Raw genomic sequence first — 21,465 nt, 5'->3', positions numbered from 1 at the left:
CGTCTTAGCGTTTTGAAGTCACATCCTGCTCGTACTGCTGGATGGCAGCGATAAACTCCTCGCCTACAGGCACGTTGTTCTTCAGGTTGAAGTAGTCGAACACAGCACCGAAAGGCAGACTCTTAGCCTCTTCCATCAGGGCCAGACGCTCAAAGTTCTGTCCGTTGTCCTCGTACTTACGCAGCAGCTCCTTGGGCTCCAACAGGGCCTGCAGGATGCACTTCTGAGTGGCACGGGCACCGATGATATAAGCACCGATACGATTGATTGAGGCATCGAAGTAGTCGAGACCCACGTGGGCGCGATCGAGTGCATCGCTACGTACCAGCTCCTTGAACAGGTCGAGTGTCTGGTCGTTCATGATGGTTACGTGGTCAGAGTCCCAACGTACTGGGCGACTTACGTGCAGCATCAGCTCGGGCACATACATCAGCAGGGTTGATACAAAGTCGGATACGTTCTCGGTCTGCTCGTAGTGACCGGTATCGATGGTGTACATCTGCTTGCGGGTAGCACAGTAGGCGGTGTAGAAATCATGACTGCCCACGGTGTAGCTCTCCAGTCCGATACCAAAAAGTTTGGCCTCGAAGCAGTTCTTTACGCCATCCAGCTTCTCCTCCATAATCTCATCGAGCGAGGCAGCCAAGATTTCGCGGTACTTCTTGCGCTGTACGGGCATGTCCTTGCTTCCATCGTGTACCCAGATGTTCATGATACAGGGATCGTTCTGCGCCTTACCCATGGCATCGGCGATACGACGGCAACGCTTGGTGTGCTCAATCCAGAAGTCGCGGATGGCCTTATCGGGGTTAGAAAGAGTGAGACAGCCGCTCTTGGGGTGCGAGAAGCTCGACGAGTTGAAGTCGAGTTTCATGTTCTGCTCCTTAGCCCAGTCGATCCAGCTCTGGAAGTGCTCCACGCCACACTGGTCGCGATCTACGAACTTTCCACCAAAGTCGCCATATATCTCGTGCAGGTTCAGGCGGTGGTTACCAGCCAACAGGGTCTTTACAAATTCGATATCCTGGCGCACCTCGTCGATATTACGGGCACGTCCGGGGTAGTTACCAGTGGTTTGGATACCACCACTCAGGGCCTCGTTACGCTCAAAGCCCACTACATCGTCAGTCTGCCAGCAGTGCAGCGAAATCTGCTGTGCCTGCAGTTGGTTCAACACGGCGTCGGTATCAACGCCTACGGCAGCGTAGCGCTCTTTGGCTACGGCATACGCTTTTTCAATTAGTTCTGTTTTCATTGTTTTCTATTTATTATTAGTTATGTTCAGATATGTCTCGTAAGCCTTATCCCAAGCAGCCTGGTCGGTGGGTTCGTACTTCACCAGATCAAGACTGTTGGCAATAATGCGGCGCATCTCCCAGATATCTTTTACCAGTCCGGCAGCCTGGGCCTGCAGCATGATGTTGCCGATGGCGGTACCCTCTTGCGGACCGGCCAGTACGGTTGCACCGGTGGCGTTGGCGGTAAACTGGTTCAGATACTTGTTCAAACTGCCACCACCAATCACGTGCAGTGTCTTTAATTCGAATGGAGCAAACTCCTGCAGCCACTGGAACACCTGCTTGTAGCGCAGAGCCAGCGAGTCGAAGATACAACGACAGATTTCGGCCGGTGTTTCGGGCACAGGCTGATGGGTGTCGCGACAGTACTGCTGGATGGCACCAATCATGGATTTGGGCGATGCAAACAGCTGGTCGTCGGGGTTGATAATTGAGCGGAATGGCTCAACCTGCATGGCCGAACCCTGCAGCTCGGGATGCGACAACTTACGCACCTCGTCGGGCCACTCCAGTCGGCAGCGCTCATACAGCCACATGCCACAGATATTCTTCAGGAAACGGGTGGTACCCTCTACGCCACCCTCGTTGGTAAAGTTGCGATCGTACGAGAGGTCGTTGATGATAGCATCCTTGGTTTCGATACCCATCAGGCTCCAGGTGCCACTGCTCAGGTAGGCAAACTGCTCGTTCTTGGCAGGCACGGCGGCCACAGCCGAACCGGTATCGTGACCAGCCACAGCTATCACGGGCACGGCGCCCAGTCCTGTCAGTTGCTGCACCTCTTCGGTCAGTACACCAATCTGGGTACCAGGCATCACCATCTTGCCAAACTTACTGCGGTCTAATCCTACCGATGCCAGCAGGCGCTCGTCAAGCTGCTTGGTACGTGGGTCGAGCAACTGCGAGGTAGATGCGATGGTATATTCGCACACGGCCTCGCCCGTCAGCATCCAACTCAGTGCATCGGGCACAAACAGTATCTGCTTGGCGTGCTTCAGCGCGCTGTTATCCTCCTTGCGCATGGCGTAGAGCTGGAACAGCGAGTTAAAGAACATAAACTGTATGCCTGTTACATCATACACCTCTTTCTTAGTAACAACATTCTGCAGATAATCGTCCATCGCCTCGAAGGTGATGGGGTCGCGGTAGGCACGCGGATTACGCAGGATGGCGTTGTCCTCGCCTATCATCACAAAGTCCACACCCCAGGTATCGATACCGATGCTCACTATATCCAGTCCGCGGCGTGCCACCTCTTTCAGGCCCTTGATAATCTCGAAATACAGGGCGTAGATATCCCAGTAGTAATGACCGCCCTGCACAATCAGGTTATTGGGAAAGCGGGTCACCTCTTCCAGTTCGAATTTGTTATCGTTGATACGGCCGATGATGGTTCGACCGCTGGTAGCACCAAGGTCTACCGAAAAAAAGTATTTTTGATTATTCATATATCATATGTTGTAGTTGTTCTTTCGAAACGGGGTTCTTGGCAAAGGCCAATGGCTTGCCGTCGATGGTAAAATCTACCAGCTCGTACTTATCCGATGTCTTCACGTCGTAAGGCGTCGGGGTTTCCACCTGGATGTTACGCATCACGATGTTGTTGCATCTCGACAGCGGCATGTCGTCGCGCTGCTCGGGCTTGAAGAACTGTGTCCAGGGGTGGATAAACAAAAAGCGCTTGCAGTGACCGGTGATGTTCTCAACCAGCACATACTCGTAGTGCTGCGGCGTGTCGGGACGCATTTTCAACCACAGCACACGGTCGGCGCGCTCGGTGTAGCAGTTACGCAGAATCACGTTGCGGTCGTGCAGCGACTCCGAACCCAGCGTCAGGCAGCCGTGTACCTTTCCGTAGTGACAGTTCTGAATCAGTATGCGCTCGCAATCGCCGTTGGTCTCGTCCTTGTCGGCCCAGGTTCCCTTACCGCCTTTCAGCACCACGGCATCATCGTTCACGTGCATATAGCAGCCGTTGATGAGCACATCGGTGCAGGCGTCGATATCGATGGCATCGCTCGATGGCGCGCCACGTGTGGGGTCGGGCTCCCAGATATTCTCGGTGGGGGCATAGATGTAGCAATCCAGATAGCGCACGTGGTTGCTCTTGTACACATGGTTGGTCCAGAAGGGCGAGTTAACCAGATGCACATCCTGAATGGTGACGTTTGTTGAGTTCGACACATAGGTGAGTCGTGGGCGCTGCGCATCCTTGTTGGTACACTGGGGGTTCCACTTGCGACGAATCCAGAACTCCTGCCAGTAGTTCAGTCCGTTACCATCGATGGTACCCTTACCACTGATGGTAAAACCGTCCAGTCCGTCGGCATTCACCAGGGCACAGAAGTAGGTGCAGGTTTCGCCCTCGATACGGGTCTTGATATAGGGGAAATCGATGATGCGATCGGAGCCCTTCAATCGTCCGATTACATGCAGGTGCGTACCCTGCTTAAAGAACAAGGCGCCTGTAAGGAAAGTGCCCTCGGGGATAACCACCACGCCACCACCCTCTTGGGCAGCACGGTCGATGACAGCCTGGATGGCCTTGGTCTGCACCACGGTAGAATCGCGACGCACACCAAAGTCGGTAATCACATACTGCTTACCCAGCTTAGCCACATCAACTTTAGTAGTATCCTTAAACCACGCGTCCATCACGGTCTGGTCGGGCCAAACCTCAACGGCGGTTTTCTTCTTGGGTTTTGCAACTCCCGTAGCAACCAGCGCCACGGCAAGCAACAAGAGCACTATTCTTCTCATTTTTCAGTTATTTGTTTTAATCGCCTACAAAATTACGGATTATTTCCGAATTAGCAGCGATACAAATTGTACTAATTGCTATCTTATCGTACGGATTTAGTTATTTTTGGCGTACAATACGCTTAATTTAACTTAGGTTTCAGCTCGTCGGGACTCTCTTTCGTAAACATATCCACTCTGGGTGCCTCGCGCTCAAACAGGTGCTGAATCACCTCGGGTGCCACACGGATGGCGGGTTTGAAATCGTCCGATGCCATGTAGCGCAGTATGCTGTAACGCAACTGTCGGGCCACGGGTCGGCGGTCCAGATTGCGGGTAATGTCCATCGTGGTCATCAGCAGGCGGCCGTTCAGTACGCGCGCCTCTAACAGCATACCCAGTTTACGACTTACGTGCCAGGTATCGATGGGCTGCACGATGGGCTGATAATCGGCGGGGAACTCGGCCATGTTGATTACCTGCGCACGGTTGGTCAACTCCCACCAGTTCAGGTTCTGCCAATCGTCGGTTGGGAAATAGCCGAACACGGGATGGTTGCTCTGGATATAGGCGCCGGTGGTGTGCGGCGGGCGCATCTTAAACCACGACGTGTTCCAGAACACAGGCAGGAACGTGTGCTTTACATCGTTGCCGTAACGTATCTTGCCAGCGGCCGTCAGCAGCACATCGCCACCATCAGCCAGCACTTGCAGGGCCTTGGCATCGAGGGTATCAGCGAAAAACAAACTGTCACACTGTATTTTGTCACAATTCAAATCGTTGGGGTACACCCAGAAATCCCACTGATTGCTGGCCTTACCGTTAATGGCCACCTGCAGCGTAAGTTTGGTGGGCTGCTGATAAGCGGCCAAATCCAACTGCACCTTACCTAACTGGATGTTCTTACCAAGGGGGATGGTGGTTACAGGCAGCGTGCCAGTGTGGCCGGCTACGCGCCATGTTACCTGGGCACCACGCAACGCAGCAGCCGAGGCATTATACACCTCGATGGGCACCTCCAGGCGTTCGTTGTTGGTATATACAAACTTGGGGAACTTGGCCAGGGGCACTATGGGCGAACAGAACTGCGCCCACTCCTGCTGACTGCAGTAGCCTTTCTCCAGCCAATGCACATTGAGCACACCCACCAGCGCGGTTCCCTGACCCGAATAGTCGTTCAGGCCCAACAGCTGGAAACCGGCATAATCCTTGGTACGCAGGTTGCGCTCAATCTCGTATTTATAACACAGCGTCTGCAGTCGTCCACTGGCCTGCAGGAATTTCTCAGCCTGACTGGCCATGCCGTTATCGGCCAGCAAATCGCGGAATATCTCAAAGTTCCTGGCTTTGTAGGCACCGGTGTATTGCGGTATCTCCTTGAAATCGGGGAAGGCGCACCACTGTCCCTGCTCGTGGGCAATGATGGGCGAGTTATTAGGTTCGCTTGACTTGTAATTGCGAGGGAATAGCAGCTGCTGATAATAATCATCATCGCTGCTGGGTGCATGCTTGTCCCAATCCAGTCCGCGGGCACCTGCTTTTACGTGATACTCCGAACCATCGTCCCAAGCCCAGCCGCCACCTACCGATGCACCGCAGTACAGTCGGGTTGGGTCGTAGGCTTTCATCTGCTGCACCCACTCGTTGGTGTAAGGCACCCAGTTGCCAGCGGGCTCGTTGCCAGCCGCCATCATGCAGAACGAGGGATGATGACCATACTCATCAATCATCCTCCGGCCCTCGTCCATCAGGTACTGATCGATGGCCATACCACTGCGCAGTTTTACGCCATGGTTGGGCCACGACGGACCCTCGGGTTGCAGATACAATCCCAGTCGGTCGGCCACGGCAAAGGCGGCTTCGGGTGGACAATACGAGTGGAATCGGATGTGGTTGATGCCCCATGCCTTGCACTGCCCCAGCACACGCTCCCACGAGGCCTCGTCGGTTGGTGGATAACCCGTTTCGGGGAAACAGCAGTTGCCCACCGTACCACGCAGGTACATGGGGTGGTTGTTAATCAGCATGCGGGCGCCGTCAATCTTCAACTCGCGCAGACCGAACGTTACGTTCACAGAGGTGCCCTGATAGTTTACGGTGCGGGTGTATAGCTGCGGATGGAACTCGTCCCAGCGCACGGTATCGCTACCCAACGGCAGGCGATAGGTAGTCTCGTTGATGGTGATGTCCACCATGCCGTTCTGCATATCGGGCACCACGCGTTTGCGCCAGATGTGCGGCCCCTGGCGCAGTTCTATCTTACCCACAATACCGTTCCAGTTGCCTTGCGTCTGGTCGGTTACGCTATGCGAATCCTGACCCACGCACACGTTCTCGATGCCATTGTACACCTGGATGGTAAGCTGGTTGGGCTTGCCGTATTTTATATAAGGTGTAACATCGTAAACATGCGGCACCGACAGCGACTGCTGATGCCCTACCCGCTGACCATTCACCATTACCGTGGTCTCGATATGCGGGCGCTCCAGGTACAGCATCACCGGCTTCCCTTTCCATTGTTTGGGCACCATCACCGTGCGCTCGTACCAGGCATTACCCACGTAATGCTTGTCGGGGGTTAGGAAGAACGGAAACTTCATCTGCCCTGCCTGGCGATAACGCGCCATGTAGGGGTTAAAATAGTAGGATGAGTCGTAGAGCGAGCTGGTCCACTTGGTGTTCACGGTTACCTCGTCGCCCTTGCCGTTTGTCAGCATCGAGCCGGGCAATCGCACCACTCCTGTTTCGCGTTCACTACTGAACTGCCACTCGCCACTCAGGTCGATATGCTGCTGGGCCAGTGCGGGAAGCACCAGCATCAACAAGCAGCCCATTAACTTCAGTTTCATATCAATCGAGATGGAACACCTCCTGCAGAGGCTTGGTTACAGGCGAGTTGTCGGGGTTCACGTCCATAATGTCGGCCATCATGTCCCACCATTTCTGGGTGATGGGATCCACGTTGTCGGTATCCTGCGAGTTGCCCTCGCCCGAACACTCCTGATAGCCAAACAGTATGTTGGTTTCTTTGTCCCAATAAATGCTGTAGTTGCTCACGCCGCCATCCTTAATCATTTTTACTAATTCGGGCCAGATGGCAGCATGCCTACGCTCGTATTCCTTTTCGCAACCGGGTTTCAGTTGCATCTTAAATGCAAATCGTTTCATTTGGTTTTACGTTATTATTTCTTCTTTAGGTACTTTGCTAATGCACTATGGTTGGCGCGCAAACCCTTGGCCACACACTGGGCGCTGGTTTTGGCACCCAGCAGCGATGTGTGGGTGTGGTCCTGCTTAAAGTATTTCTCGGCTTTGGCCTTGCTGCCACATTTCTGGTCGTAGAAGTCGGCAGCCAGATTGTGCAGATCCACAAACTCTACGCCCGTTTCGTTCACCACCTGATGGTACCAGGCACCATACGAGTCGTTGCGACGCTCTATCTTACCGCTCTCCCACTCGTTGCGCGGGGTGAGTGATACCAGAATAGGTGTAGCACCTTTTTCGCGTACGTCCTGAATAAACTTTTTCAGATACCAACCAAAGCTGTAAACCACCTCGTACGAACCATTCTGAAGGTGATATACATGACAGCTGTCCTTGCCTGTGGCGATGGCTGCACGATATTTGGGTGCATCGATGGCGCCCGTATCGTTATGACCAAACTGGATGAGCACGAAATCGCCGGGTTGCAAGCTGTTATACACCTGCTCCCAACGGCCCTCGTTCAGATAGGTACGACAGCTACGACCTGCCTTGGCGGCATTCACAATACTAATTTTGTTTTCATCAAACACCGTATTGGCCACGGCGCCCCAGCCCCACATGCCGTCCTTATCCTTATCGGCATTCTTCACGGTGCTGTCGCCAGTGATAAACACCACGGGCTTGTCATCGGTACGGTCCACCTGCCAGGTGTTCAGTTCCACGTTCTGCATCATCGCCTTCAGCGGGTTCAGCGCAGGGTTGCGGCTGGCCATCAGGCCCTCGGCAGCCGAACGGGCATTCATCATCGCACCAAAACGACTGGTATGAATCTTATCCAGGAAGAAGTGGTAATCGGTTTTCCAGGCACCATAGCTATCCAGCTTTCGGCCCGATATCTCGTTCAGGTCGATAAAGGGCACGCCCTCTTCGGCAGCCACCTGCATCAGCCATTGAGTGTGGGGTTTGCGCACGATCTTGCCGTTCTCGTCGTAGGCATTACGCGGGGTGAGCGACATCAGGATGGGGTTGCCGCCCTGCGCACGTACATCATTAATATACTTACGCATGTAGCCGCCGTAGGTATATACGGTTTCGTGTTCGCCCGTTTCCTTAATCACCACGTTCAGCGAATCGTCGCCCACGCCAGGGATACTGGCACGCGCGCGGCCCTCGTCGTAGGGTCCGTTATCGTTATGGCCGATACTGATAATCACCCAGTCGCCCGGACGGATGGCCTGCTTGATGGGCTGCCACAACTTGTTGTAGAAGGTACGACTACTCATACCGCCAAGTGCCTGATTCTCAACGGTTATCTTATCGGCATTAAAGTATTCGTGTGCATAGTAGCCCCAGCCCCACTGACCGTTGTTACCATTACCCAAGGTACCCGTACGCATGGTTGAGTTACCTATCAGAAACAGCACGGGATTGTTACCTTTTCTACTCGAACCGGGCACGGGGCGTGCCGTCATCGCCTTGGCTATACTGTCGGGCGTGTTGTCCACCACCCCATTCACATCCTTTGGTGCCTCGGCCACCTGTGCCTGCGCGCCCAGCGCGCAAGCCATCATGCATAGTGCAAACAGTCGTTTCATCTTACAACACATCATCAAACGGAGCAGCACTTACACACTTCAGGTTCTTCTCTAACTGTGCGGTTGAGCTGGCACCTACCAATACCGATGTCACACCCTTCTGGTGCAGCACCCATGCCAGGGCCATCTCGGCCAATGTCTCATCGCGACTGGTAGCTATCTCGTTATATCTCTTCAGCTTGGCCAGCAGCTCGGGTGTCAGCATCTCCTGCTTCAGGAACTTACCCTTCGACATACGGCTGTCGGCAGGCACACCATTCAGGTAGCGGTCGGTGAGCAATCCCTGCGCCAATGGCGAGAAAGCGATAAAGCCCACACCCTTCTCGGCACAGAAATCCAGAATGCCCGTTTCCATCGGCTTACGGTCCAGCATGCTCAGTCGGCCCTGATAAATCAGCAGGGGCACGTCGTGTGCCTTCAGGTACTCGTAACCAAACTTCAGCGGCTCCAAAGGCCAGTTCGAGATACCCACATAGAGCGCCTTACCCTGACGCACGATATCCACCAGCGCCTGCAGGGTTTCCTCGAGCGGGGTCTCGGGGTCGTAACGGTGACTGTAGAACAAATCCACGTAATCTATCTTCATGCGTTTCAGACTCTGGTCCAGGCTCGCCATCAGATATTTGCGACTGCCCCAGTTGCCATAAGGTCCAGGCCACATATCGTAACCTGCCTTGCTCGATATAAACAGTTCATCGCGATAAGGACGGAAGTCCTCATCCATCAGGCGTCCCATTGTTTCTTCGGCCGAGCCGTAAACAGGACCGTAGTTGTTAGCCAAGTCGAAATGGGTGATACCATGATCAAAGGCATAGTGCGTTATCTCACGACTGCGCTCATAGGGGTCAACACTACCAAAGTTATGCCAGAATCCTAAGCTCACCTTTGGCAGCAACACACCCGAGCGTCCGCAACGCTCAAACTCCATCCCATTATCGTAGCGGTTCTTATCCGCAAAGTAATTTTCCTTCATAGATAGTTAATGTTTTAGTAATTTTGCTGCAAAGATAGCGAATTTTGGCTATACCTAATAAGAATATCGTTCATTTTTGTACAAATTTGTATCTTTTCGGATAGTTTTCGAACTATACTACCATGTTTATATCTAAATTTGCAGCAGGATTATCACTCATACGAAGGAATATGAAGAGAATTATCATAACATTATGCCTACTAACGGTCATAACGACCATAGAAGCCCAGCGTAAATATGAGTTGGGCGAGCCCCATCAGGTGACATGGTTCGACGGACAACATCCGATAACGTATCAGATACCCAAGAAGGTAGAACCCGTGGTGAAGACAGCCCTCGATATGTGGATGGGCGACATGCAACAAGTAACGGGCATGCGCCCTCAGGCTTCGGCAAGCGGAATCATTAAAGTTTCCCATAACGCTTCGTTACCTCATGACGGTTTTCGAATTCAGGTAAAGAAAGGAAGGATTCTGATTGAAGGCGGTAATGGTCGTGGCATGGCCTATGGTCTGCTGGAGCTATCTCGTCTGGCAGGTGTATCACCTTGGGTATGGTGGGGCGACGTAGTGCCTGAGCAGAAGAATCATCTGGCTCTAAGTGATGATTTCAAAACAGAGCAACAGCCCAGCGTAGCCTATCGCGGTATATTCTTGAACGACGAGGACTGGAGTCTGCGCCCTTGGAGCCACAAAACCTATGAGCCATCAGAAAAAAAGCAGATCGGCCCGAAAACCTATCGGAAAATATTCGAACTGATGCTACGCCTGCGCGCCAACACCATCTGGCCAGCTATGCATCCTGGCACCATAGCCTTTTTCAATATTCCAGGCGCTAAAGCCATAGCCGATTCGTGCGGCATCGTGATTGGAACTTCGCATTGTGAGCCACTGTTACGCAATAATGTTGATGAGTGGAATACAACCGAGCGTGGCGCCTTTAACTATCGCACCAATCGGCAACAAGTGCACCAATATTGGACAGAGCGCCTACAAGAGGTTAAAAAGTCGAAAGACAATATGTTCACCATTGGTATGCGCGGCATACACGACAGCTCGATGGAAGGCTACAAAACCGAAGAAGAGAAATTCGAAGCCCTGCAGCAGGTTATCAACGACCAGCAGGAACTACTACGCAAACATATTGGCGACCCATCAAAACTCATGCAGGTATTCGTACCTTATAAAGAAGTATTACAGCTATACGAGAAGGGATTGCAAGTACCCGATAATGTGACGCTAATGTGGTGCGACGATAACTATGGCTACATGACGCGCCTGTCGGATGCCAACGAGCAGCAGCGCCCAGGCGGTGCAGGTGTGTATTACCACCTGAGCTATTGGGGCCGCCCTCACGATTACCTGTGGCTAACCACTACGCAGCCAGGGCTCATCTATCACGAAATGTGCGAAGCCTACCATCACAACGTACGCATACTTTGGATAGCCAACGTACACGATCCGAAGGTGGCTGCCTACGATTTGGAGTTGTTTCTCGATCTGGCCTGGAACATCAACTGTGTTGAAGGTCATACACTCACCAAACATCTGGAGTCTTGGCTATGCCGACAGTTTGGTCAAGAAGCCGGAAAGCGCCTCCTACCCGTGATGCACGAGTTTTACCGCCTTTGTGGTGAGCGCCGACCTGAGTTTATGGGCTACACACAAGTGGAACTCGACAAGAAGAAATACCCTCGCGGACTCTCTACTGTTGGCGATATTCCCCTTTCAGCTATCGAGGCAGCCCAGCGTCTGTCAGCATTCCAACACCTCAAGGCCGAAATTATGGCCATTCGTATGCTCGTTCGTTCTGAATTAAACGATGCATTCTTTGCAGCTATCGAGTATCCTGTATCTGCAGCCGCAGCTATGAGCACCAAGATTCTAAGTGATTCCATAGAAAGCCATCGCGCTTACGAAGAGATACAAGCACTTACCAAGCGATACAACGATATGAACGGTGGCAAGTGGCGCCATCTGATGGATGCCGCCCCACGCAAACTGCCGGTATTTGATAACGTACATGCCCAACTTACTGGTGCCGACCAACCTTGCATCATGATGCTTAAAGCCGCTGATTACCAATCAGCCTCCAATGGCACACGCATCATCCAGATGTTAGGGCATACTATGAATGCAGTAGCCATGCCAAAGGATGGGCATATGACATACGACATTATGATTGAAGATGAGGGAGATTACATATTGCAAACAGCCCTCATCCCTACCCAACCAAACGATGATGGCGACTTGCGATTCTGCGTAAGCGTTGATGATAGACAATCTGTGGTCTATTCATTCAAAGAGCCTTTCCGTTCTGAACGATGGAAGCAGAATGTTTTGAGCGGACAAGCTGTACGCAATACGAAAGTACATCTGCATCAAGGGCATCACACCATTACGTTGCGTGCCCTCGATAACCATATTGTTTTCGATCAACTACGTATATTCAAATCATTCTAACTTATGATAAAAAAGGAAACGATACTATTTCTATTGATGATAGCAGGTCTGACTTAAAGGAATATACCAACAAGCAGCTTACTCATACGCCACCACAGATTGGATGCTACTACCTTCTGGACCAAGCTGCAGAACTAGCGCTTTGTTGAGTTAGCTTTCGAGGGTCATCGTTTCTGGGATGTACGCCGTTGGAAAGAGGCCGCAACAGAGCAGAACAAGCTTTTTTTACGTATTGACTTGCACTCATGGCTGTTCGAAACATTTTTCCATGTCTATGAAACAAAAACCTATGGTAGTTCCAGGAATTTTGTTTAATTTTGCAGCAAAATGATACGATATGAGACAAATATTACTATCTTTGCTACTAATCGTCATGCCATTGATGGCGCATGGACAGGCAGGCCAATTCTTCCCGTCAGAACGTTTTTCAAGCGGTCTGATTAACGATGTGTGCCAGGACAAATATGGCTACATCTGGATTGCGACCGAGAACGGACTCAACAAGTTCGACGGCTATCGGTTCACCACCTATCTGTCGCTTCCCGACGATTCTACCACATTGAGCAGTAATATCGTTACCAGACTCTATTGCGACAAAAAGGGGCAGCTCTGGGTGGGGACAAGAACCGGCCTCTCGCGTTACGACTACGCCAGCAATCGTTTCATCCAATACACATTTCCTACGCCAAACAAACCACGCATCATATCCGTCCTTGAACGTAAGAACGGCGAATTTCTGTTTGGCACATCAGGAATGGGACTTTATGATCTGAAAGACAACACCCTGCACAAAGTGCCGGATGGGCATACCACCCAAAGTGGCAACTGGTATTTCAATCAGATGATGGAAGATAGTCACGGCCGTTTCTGGAAGTGTGGCTATGGCGAAGAAATCACGATGAAGGATCAGCATCAAGTACATCAGTTCTTTGTCCAACAAGGCATTGTGGTCAAGATGGTGGAGATCAATGGCGACATTCTCGTTATTTGTCAGCATGGCATCAATCGCTATCACCAAGGCAAAATGACTAAGGCTGATATCGACCTCACAGCCCTTGGAGGCGACAATGTGGGTATCAGTAGTGCATTCCAAAGTAGGAATGGCAACATATATATTGGTACGCGAGGCGACGGTCTGTTCATACTGAAGAAAGGCAGTAAGAAGCTGGAGCGCGTTGAATGCCAACTAAACGGTTTGGATCTGAACACGGCCAAGATCTGGTGTATCTACGAAGACCGCATTGGCAACATTTGGTTAGGCTGCCAGTCAAAAGGTCTGGTCATGATACCTCGCATCCAGCCCCAGTTCTCGTCATGGAGTTTTTCGTCGCAAGGCTATCGCATCAGTTCCACCATTACCTCCATCTGCAAAGGCGATCAGGACATGGTTTGGGCTGTTGTACAAGGCAACGGCGTGTACGGATTCGACAAGCGTGGGCATATTGTGTCACACCCTGCCTCACCGCCATCGGCCGAGTTAATCTACCGCGACCGAAAGAAACGCTACTGGATAGGCACCGACAAAGCGCTTTATTCGTACGACCCGCTGACAGGCAGATCGCAATATCAGGCATCCTTTGTTTGCGACAAGCTGAACGACATGACGGATTTAGGCGATGGGCGATTGTTTATTTCCCTATACTCGCGTGGTTTCTGTATTTACAACCCAGAAGACCACTCCGTACGCAAATTTCTGGCCACAGATTACGACGCTGTACGAGGACAACTTCATAACAACTGGATTATGGCGATGATGCCCGACAGGAATGGCTATATCTGGATGGCCACATCTGCTGGTATCTCATGCTACGCCCCACAAGACGACAATTTCCATCCTTACGGTTGGAATAGTCTACTTGAAGGCACCATGTGCTATTCGCTTTGTGAGACCCAAAACGGCGATATACTCATCGGCACCGACCAGGGGCTTTTCACCTACCATCTTGGCGACCAGCAAGTATCCCGATTCGGTTATGGCGAGGGTCTGTCCAACAAAGTAGTGGGTTATATTGTAAAAGCCAACAATGGCGACATCTGGTGCGCCACCTCAATGGGTATCTGGCAGTTCGATCAACAAAGAAAGAACTTCATTGGCCATGTTATCGGTAACGGACTTACCACCAAGGAATACATTAACTGCGTTGGCATGCATACCAGCGACGACATGATATACTTTGCCAACAACGACGGTTTAACGGTGTTCAACTCCACACGTGCAACCGGCTGCCACAAAGATCTGCCCCCCATCAAGCTAACAGGTTTCTTCGTTGCAGGCAACCCCATGACCAACGGCCCCGTGATTGAAACCGACGCCTATCAGGTATCGTATCTTGACAACAGCATTACACTCGAGTTCTCGCTGCTTGATTTCGTAAGTCCCTACAATATTATTTACGAATATCAAATCAACGGTTCGAAATGGATACAGAAAGCCGAGGGCGAGAACAGTATCCAGCTAAACCATCTGCAGCCAGGCATATACAAGATTGAGGTAAGAGCCCTCTCAGCGGGTGTTTACTCTGAGATAAAAACCATAACGGTTAAGGTAACCCCTCCCTGGTATCAGTCAACCTGGGCCCATATCTTCTATCTGTTAGTTGGTGTGTTATTATTGGTAGCCCTGGTGTTGAGCCTTCGCCGCAAGGCCCATCAGCGAATGGACGAGGAGAAGATGAAGTTCCTGATGAATGCCACTCACGACATCCGCTCGCCGCTCACACTGATTATGGGTCCTCTGGCCAAGTTAAAAAGCATTGCCACAAACAGCGAAGAGCAGGTTTATATCGACACGATCGACCGTAATGCCCAGCGCCTGATGGTACTGGTGAACCAGATTCTGGACGAGCGACGTATCGACAAGAACCAGATGCAGCTGCACTGCAGGGAGACTAATCTCGTGGAGTTTATCAGCGGCATCTGTAAGCTATACCAATACAACGCCAACCAGCGTAACATCACCTTCCTGTTCGAACACGAGAAAAACCATGTATTGGCATGGGTAGATCGCATCAACTTCGACAAGGTTATCTCTAACCTACTCTCAAACGCCTTCAAATACACCTTCGACGGCGGCGAGGTAAAAGTGGTTCTGCGCGAAACGGAGAAAGAAATCGAGATACAGGTGATCGACTCTGGTGTGGGCATCAAAGAAGAAGAGGCCGAAAGACTGTTCGACCGCTTCTATCAGGGACGTAATGCCGACGACCTTGGCATGCAGGGCACAGGAATTGGACTGAATCTCAGTCGCTCCATCACCCAAATGCACGGCGGCAAGATAAAAGCCACCAATCGTAAGGATGGCGAGCGAGGTGCCTGCTTCACGGTAACCATTCCAAAGGGATATGGCCATCTGAAACCTGAACAGATTATCACCGACGCCCCTGCCCGCGAGATTCTGTCTAGAGGTGCAAGCGCCCGACAAGCATTCCACCAGTTCCATATCCTTGTGGTTGACGACGATCAGGAGATTGCCGACTACATCAACAACGAACTGGGCAACCACTACAAATTCGACCATGCCCCGAATGGAAAAGAGGCGCTTAAAATCCTTCTCACCCAACAGTACGACCTGGTTATCAGCGATGTGATGATGCCCGAGATGGACGGACTCACCTTACTGAAACGTATCAAAGATAATCCTCAGATTTCGCAGATTCCAGTAATCATGCTCACCTCGAAAGCCGAAGTAGAGCACAAGCTCGAAGGTCTGAAGTCGGGTGCCGACGCCTATATTGCCAAGCCGTTCAGTATGGAGGAGCTTCATATCCAGATTGACAATCTGATTGACAACGTCCGCCGCCTGCGTGGTAAATTCAGCGGAGCCATGCAACAGGAGGAGCGCGTGGAGAAAATTCAGGTTAAAGGCAACGACGATGCGCTGATGGAACGTGTGATGCACTCAATCAATGCCAACCTGTCGGATCCCGAATTCAATATCGACACGCTGGCTGCCGACGTGGGTATCAGTCGTGCACAACTGCATCGCAAGATGAAGGAGATTACCGGCATCTCCAGTGGTAAGTTCCTGCGCAACCTGCGCATGGAGCAAGCCGCCCGCCTGCTGCGCGAAAGCAAGGTAAACGTTTCACAGGTTGCCTTCAAGGTAGGTTATGCCGATCAGGCCCATTTCTCGACCGCATTTAAGACACATTTCGGCATGTCGCCCTCGGAATACATCGAGACACATAAGGAGTAGCATCCTGCAAGAACAGGGACATTTGTATCGGTATTTTGCGATTTTGTTGCAAAATACCGATATATTATATATTGCACAATAATCGCAGGGCTATGCAACAAATTCCTTGCAACAAAAACATATTTTTGCCTTACCTTTGCGGCAGATTTACCCAAATTTACTAATAATTAAAATCATTTGTGTATGAAAGAAAAAACAATGAGAAGAATCTTAATGATGCTCACGCTGCTGGCAGCTCCTATGCTGCTTTCGGCCCAAAGCATCATTAAAGGTGTTGTGAAAGACGATGCGGGCGAGCCCGTTATCGGTGCCACTGTAAGAGAAGTTGGTACATCGAATGGTACCGTGACCGACTTCGACGGAAAATTTGAACTGAAAAACATCACAAAAGGTGAGATTCAGATTTCTTTTGTAGGCTTTCTTACTCAGAAAGTATCGGTAAAAGGCAAGAGCTTTTTGGAGATTAAGATGGAGAACGACCAGAAGCTGCTCGACGAGGTTGTTGTAGTAGGTTATGGTACCATGCGAAAGAGCGATGTTACCGGTGCAGTGAGCCGTGCCAACATCCAGGCCTTCGAAAAGAGTCCTAACACTAACCTTCTGCAGTCGTTACAGGGAACAGTACCTGGCTTGAATGTAGGTCAGGCCAGTTCTGCCGGTTCAAGTCCCGAGCTTTCTATCCGTGGTGCCAATACCATCTCGGGTAACACCAGCGTACTGATCATCCTCGATGGTATCATCTTCACAGGTAATCTGTCGAGCATCAACCCTGCCGATATCGAAAGCGTAGACGTACTGAAGGACGCTTCGGCTACAGCCGTTTACGGTGCACAGGCAGCCAATGGTGTACTGCTCATCACCAGTAAGAAGGGTGCCAAGGGCAAGGCCAAGGTATCGTTCTCGAGCAGTTACAGCTTCCAGACACCTACCAAAAAGATGCACACCATGAACCGCAGCGAAATGCTGAACTTCGACAATGAGTGTTTGTGGCAGTACTCTAAGACGGCAGAGTCGGGCTACACCCAGCAGAATCCCAACTTCAAGCTCTCTGAGCGCATGCCGGATGCCTGGATGACCGACGACCAGGGCAACATTGTTCCTGGCGACTACGATTGGTGGAGCGACTTTACCCGCAATGGTTCTATCTGGGAGAACAAGATGAATATTTCGGGTGGTAGCGATGCCATGTCGTACCTGATCTCACTGGGTAATACCAAGCAGAAGAACTATCTGCTTAACGACGACTACAGCCGTAACTCAATCCGCGTTAACTTAGACATCCAGCCAGTAAAATGGCTGAAGGCAGGTGTACAGGCATTCGGTTCGTTCGAGAACCGCGATGGCCAGGAAACCTATCTGCCATTCCTCATCGAGTGCAGCCCACTTACCAAGCCTTACGATGAGAACGGCGATATGATTCACTATCCCGCTCACGATGCCCGCGAGAATCCATACCATGGCTCGCTGGTTGACGACTACGATCGTTCTAACTCATTCTTTGCCAACCTCTACACCGAGGTGCAGCTGCCTCTGAAGGGCCTCACCTATCGCCTTAACTTCGGTAACAACTACCGCATTGGCGAGCATAACTATGCCAGCGAGTTTGCCGAGAACAACAATGGTCAGGCTTACAAGCACCACACTACCTATTATGATTATACGCTTGATAACATTCTGAATTATATGAACGACTTTGGCAAGCACAGTGTTGGTGCCACATTGGTTTACGGTGCTTCACGCCGCAAGTACAGCTACACTGGTGCCGATGCCAAGCTGTTCCCACGTATGACGCTGGGTTACAACTCACTGGAGCTGGCTTCTACTCAGAATACAAATTCGGATGCCTGGCTGGAGACATTGCTCTACCAGATGGCTCGCGTAAACTACTCTTACGACGGCCGTTATCTGCTGACCGCCACCGTACGTCGTGATGGTTACTCAGGCTTCTCGGCCAACAACAAGAGTGCCGTATTCCCATCAGTAGCTCTGGGTTGGGTTCTCACCAACGAGGAGTGGTTCAAGGTGCCACAGCTGGATTACCTGAAACTGCGCGCCGGTTGGGGTATGAGCGGAAACCAGACCTCACGCTACTCTTCACTGGCCCGTGTTAACTCTTCTATCGGCTACATCTTTGGCGATGGCGTTAGCGGATCTATGCGCCAGGAGCTGGCTTCGATGGAGAATGCCAACCTGAAATGGGAGAAGACTGCAGGTTTCAACTTTGGTATCGACTTTGCCCTGCTGAACAACCGCATTTCGGGTAATATCGAGTACTACACCACCAAGACCAAGGATCTGCTCTATGCTGTACAGATTCCTTCAATCACCGGTTTCACATCTATCATGTCGAATGTAGGTGAGATTCAGAACAACGGTTTCGAGATTACCATCAACTCTCGCAACATTGTGACCAAGGACTTTGAGTGGACATCAATGTTCAACCTCTCAACCAACAGCAACAAAATCAACAAGCTGGCAGGTCTTGACACCAACGGCGACGGTAAGGAAGACGACCTCACCTCATCATCACTGTTCATCGGCGAGTCGCTCTCGGCTATCTACGACTACACCATCGATGGCATCTGGCAGGTAGGCGACAATATCCCCGAGGGCTATCACCCAGGTAACTACCGCATTGTAGATATCAACGATGATGGCGAGATTAACGAGAAGGACCGCAGCATCATCGGTAAGACCGATCCATCGGTACGCATGGGCTTGCTCAACTCGTTCAAGTACAAGGACCTTACACTGAGCTTCTTCCTCAACGCCGTTCTGGGTGGCAGCAAGAGCTTTATGGGTAAGAACTCGTTTGCCGAGCTCGTCAACGATAACACGCTGCGTCACAACCGCTTGACCCAACAGGTGGACAATTTCTGGACACCAAGCAATCCTGGTGGTATCTACGCGCTCTACAATGCCAACCCTGCCATCAATCCTTATCGCTACGAGAACCGCTCGTTCTTGCGCCTGCAGGATATCACCCTCTCTTACGACCTGCCCAAGCAGTGGATGCGCACCATCGGTATCGACGGCATCAATGTTTACATGAGCTGCAAGAACCTGCTCACCATCACCGGCTGGCATGGTTGGGATCCCGAGCCTAACATGACCTATCAGGACATCAACGGCCAGAACCGTACAACCGGTAGCTGCTACGACAACCGTCCGGTTATGAAGAGTGTGACATTTGGTCTCAATATCAATCTTTAATTGCCATTACACATGAAAAAGATATTATTATTCACAGTTATCTCAGCTTTGACGCTGACAGGATGCAACGAAGACAAGTTCCTGGAGGAGAAAGCCCTTGACTTTAATTCGGCATCCAACTCATACAATACGAAAGCAGACTTTGATGCTGCTACCACCGAACTCTATTACCTTACACGTGAGGAGTTCTACACCACATACGACCGCACCACCGACCTTTCGAAGTTTGCAGATATGTGGATTACTGCCGACCCGCTCAAGTCGAACATAACTGCCGACCTCTCTCCCTCGGGCGCCATTGCCAAGTTCTACTGGGACGAGAACTACAAACTGATTGCCCAGGCCAACACCGTTATCAGCCGTGTGCCTAACGCAACCGCTCTGACCGACGATCAGAAGAAAGAGTTCGAAGCCAAAGGCCGTTTCTTCCGCGCATTAGGTTATCGCACGCTGGTTCTGCTCTATGGCAATGTGCCCCTACAGATTGAGGAGGTAACAGCCCCCAAGACCGATTTTACACGCGAGTCGAAAGACAAGGTATGGGCTCAGGTGATCGAAGACCTGGAGTATGCCGCAGCCAATCTGCCCGAGATCAACGCCGTAAAGGATGGTGAGATCAGCAAACCAGCCGCCAACATGCTGCTGGCCGAGGCCTACCTGGCAACAGGCGCTAACGACAAGGCTGTGAATGCCGCTTCGGCTGTTATCAACAACACCAACCTGGCCCTGATGACCCAGCGTTTCGGTTCGCAGGCCAAGGAGGATGGCGACGTGTTCTACGATCTGTTCCGCCCCAACAATCAGAACCGTTCGGCAGGTAATACCGAGGGTATCTGGGTGATTCAGTTCGAGACCAACGTTGATGGTGGTGGTAACAACACCAGTCATTTCTTCTGGAATCCCGGTAGCTTCTGGGGCGAGCGTTTCTTTGCTCCTCAGGTCGACAAGTTCCAGCTCATTGCCCCCGACGGCACCAACGTGCAGCTGTTCAACTGGCCTATCGGCGATATGACCGGTGGCCGTGGTATCGGTACACACTATGCTGTAGATCATCTGTATAACGGCATCTGGGCCGACGACTTCAACGATATGCGTAACTCAGAGTTCAACTGGCCTCGCCGTTTCAAGATTCATCGCACCAACGTGCTGGCCGACCGTCCTGAGCTGGCAGCTGCCATGCCTGATGGCTATTTCGACCTTGAGCACACCGTACTGCCCGCTGGCTACTCGATGACCACAGGTTTCGACGGCGGTGTAAATGCCACCAACCAGCTGCCTAACCGCTTTATGTGCGGCTACTCTACCAAGATGACCACACCATTCCACTATCCCGATGCCCAGTATCAGGACAAGGCCACCTACCAGCTGGCAGGAACCGGTGGTAAGACTTTCACCGATCAGTATTTCTTCCGTCTGGCCGAAGCCTATCTGCTGCGTGCCGAGGCATATGTAAATCTGGGTAAGAAGGCCGAGGCTGCAGCCGACATCAACGTGCTGCGCACCCGTGCCAAGGCCAAGGCTGTAACTGCCGACCAGATGGACATCGACTTCATTCTGGATGAGCGCCTCCGCGAGCTGGTTTGCGAGGAGAAGCGCCGCCTCACCCTGTCGCGTGTAGGCAAGCTGGCCGAGCGCATCAAGAAGTACAATCCTTACTTCAACGCAGCCAACAGCGCCGACAAGAAGGATTACGATGCCCACTTCGACCTGTTCCCCATCCCACTGTCGGCCATCCAAGCCAACAAGGACGCTGTACTCGAACAGAATCCTGGCTATTAATTTGAAT

The 21,465-nt window shown here is 51.6% G+C and carries 11 protein-coding genes and 1 pseudogene; 5 read left to right on the top strand and 7 right to left on the bottom strand.

Annotated features, from left to right (window positions below; genetic code table 11):
- Positions 1–4 precede the first annotated feature (4 nt).
- The 7 genes from T499_RS0104630 to T499_RS0104600 form a co-directional block, all read right to left on the bottom strand.
- Positions 5–1,255, bottom strand: coding sequence for an L-rhamnose isomerase (locus tag T499_RS0104630; protein ID WP_033149897.1), 1,251 nt, complete (start codon positions 1,253–1,255; stop codon positions 5–7).
- 6 nt (positions 1,256–1,261) lie between these two features.
- Positions 1,262–2,746: a rhamnulokinase gene (locus T499_RS0104625; protein WP_033149896.1), complete on the bottom strand. Its 1,485-nt coding sequence runs from the start codon at positions 2,744–2,746 to the stop codon at positions 1,262–1,264.
- A complete protein-coding gene (locus tag T499_RS0104620) occupies positions 2,739–4,058 on the bottom strand; it encodes a glycoside hydrolase family 28 protein (RefSeq protein WP_033149895.1) in 1,320 nt (439 codons plus the stop codon). The genes T499_RS0104625 and T499_RS0104620 overlap by 8 nt, the downstream gene beginning before the upstream one ends.
- A gap of 122 nt (positions 4,059–4,180) precedes the next feature.
- Positions 4,181–6,886, bottom strand: a complete 2,706-nt coding sequence (locus T499_RS0104615) for a sugar-binding domain-containing protein (RefSeq protein WP_033149894.1) — start codon at positions 6,884–6,886, stop codon at positions 4,181–4,183.
- Position 6,887: 1 nt separating this feature from the next.
- Complete coding sequence (gene rhaM, locus T499_RS0104610) at positions 6,888–7,205, bottom strand: L-rhamnose mutarotase (RefSeq protein ID WP_033149893.1); 318 nt, start codon at positions 7,203–7,205, stop codon at positions 6,888–6,890.
- 14 nt (positions 7,206–7,219) lie between these two features.
- Positions 7,220–8,836 carry a rhamnogalacturonan acetylesterase gene (locus tag T499_RS0104605; protein ID WP_369793354.1) on the bottom strand — a complete coding sequence of 539 codons (1,617 nt, stop codon included), beginning with the start codon at positions 8,834–8,836 and terminating at the stop codon, positions 7,220–7,222.
- A 1-nt stretch (position 8,837) separates the two neighbouring features.
- Entirely contained in the window at positions 8,838–9,809 is a 972-nt protein-coding gene (locus tag T499_RS0104600) for an aldo/keto reductase (protein WP_033149891.1), read from the bottom strand.
- Between the two features lie 170 nt (positions 9,810–9,979).
- Here T499_RS0104600 and T499_RS0104595 point away from each other — a divergent pair, with 170 nt between their 5' ends.
- The 5 genes and pseudogenes from T499_RS0104595 (at position 9,980) to T499_RS0104580 (ending at position 21,458) form a co-directional block, all read left to right on the top strand.
- Entirely contained in the window at positions 9,980–12,271 is a 2,292-nt protein-coding gene (locus T499_RS0104595) for a glycosyl hydrolase 115 family protein (RefSeq protein ID WP_084162891.1), read from the top strand.
- A gap of 114 nt (positions 12,272–12,385) precedes the next feature.
- Positions 12,386–12,472, top strand: a pseudogene (locus T499_RS14955) (RagB/SusD family nutrient uptake outer membrane protein); the annotation flags it as partial.
- A 136-nt stretch (positions 12,473–12,608) separates the two neighbouring features.
- Complete coding sequence (locus tag T499_RS0104590) at positions 12,609–16,466, top strand: hybrid sensor histidine kinase/response regulator transcription factor (RefSeq protein WP_033149890.1); 3,858 nt, start codon at positions 12,609–12,611, stop codon at positions 16,464–16,466.
- A 198-nt stretch (positions 16,467–16,664) separates the two neighbouring features.
- Positions 16,665–19,679: a SusC/RagA family TonB-linked outer membrane protein gene (locus tag T499_RS0104585; RefSeq protein ID WP_052173395.1), complete on the top strand. Its 3,015-nt coding sequence runs from the start codon at positions 16,665–16,667 to the stop codon at positions 19,677–19,679.
- Between the two features lie 12 nt (positions 19,680–19,691).
- Positions 19,692–21,458 carry a RagB/SusD family nutrient uptake outer membrane protein gene (locus T499_RS0104580; protein WP_033149888.1) on the top strand — a complete coding sequence of 589 codons (1,767 nt, stop codon included), beginning with the start codon at positions 19,692–19,694 and terminating at the stop codon, positions 21,456–21,458.
- Positions 21,459–21,465 lie beyond the last annotated feature (7 nt).

The sequence above is a fragment of the Prevotella sp. RM4 genome (genome assembly GCF_000701965.1).
GTDB classification, from domain to species: domain Bacteria; phylum Bacteroidota; class Bacteroidia; order Bacteroidales; family Bacteroidaceae; genus Prevotella; species Prevotella ruminicola.
Note: the sequence above shows the minus strand (reverse complement) of the source record. Positions and strands in the feature narration are given on the sequence as shown.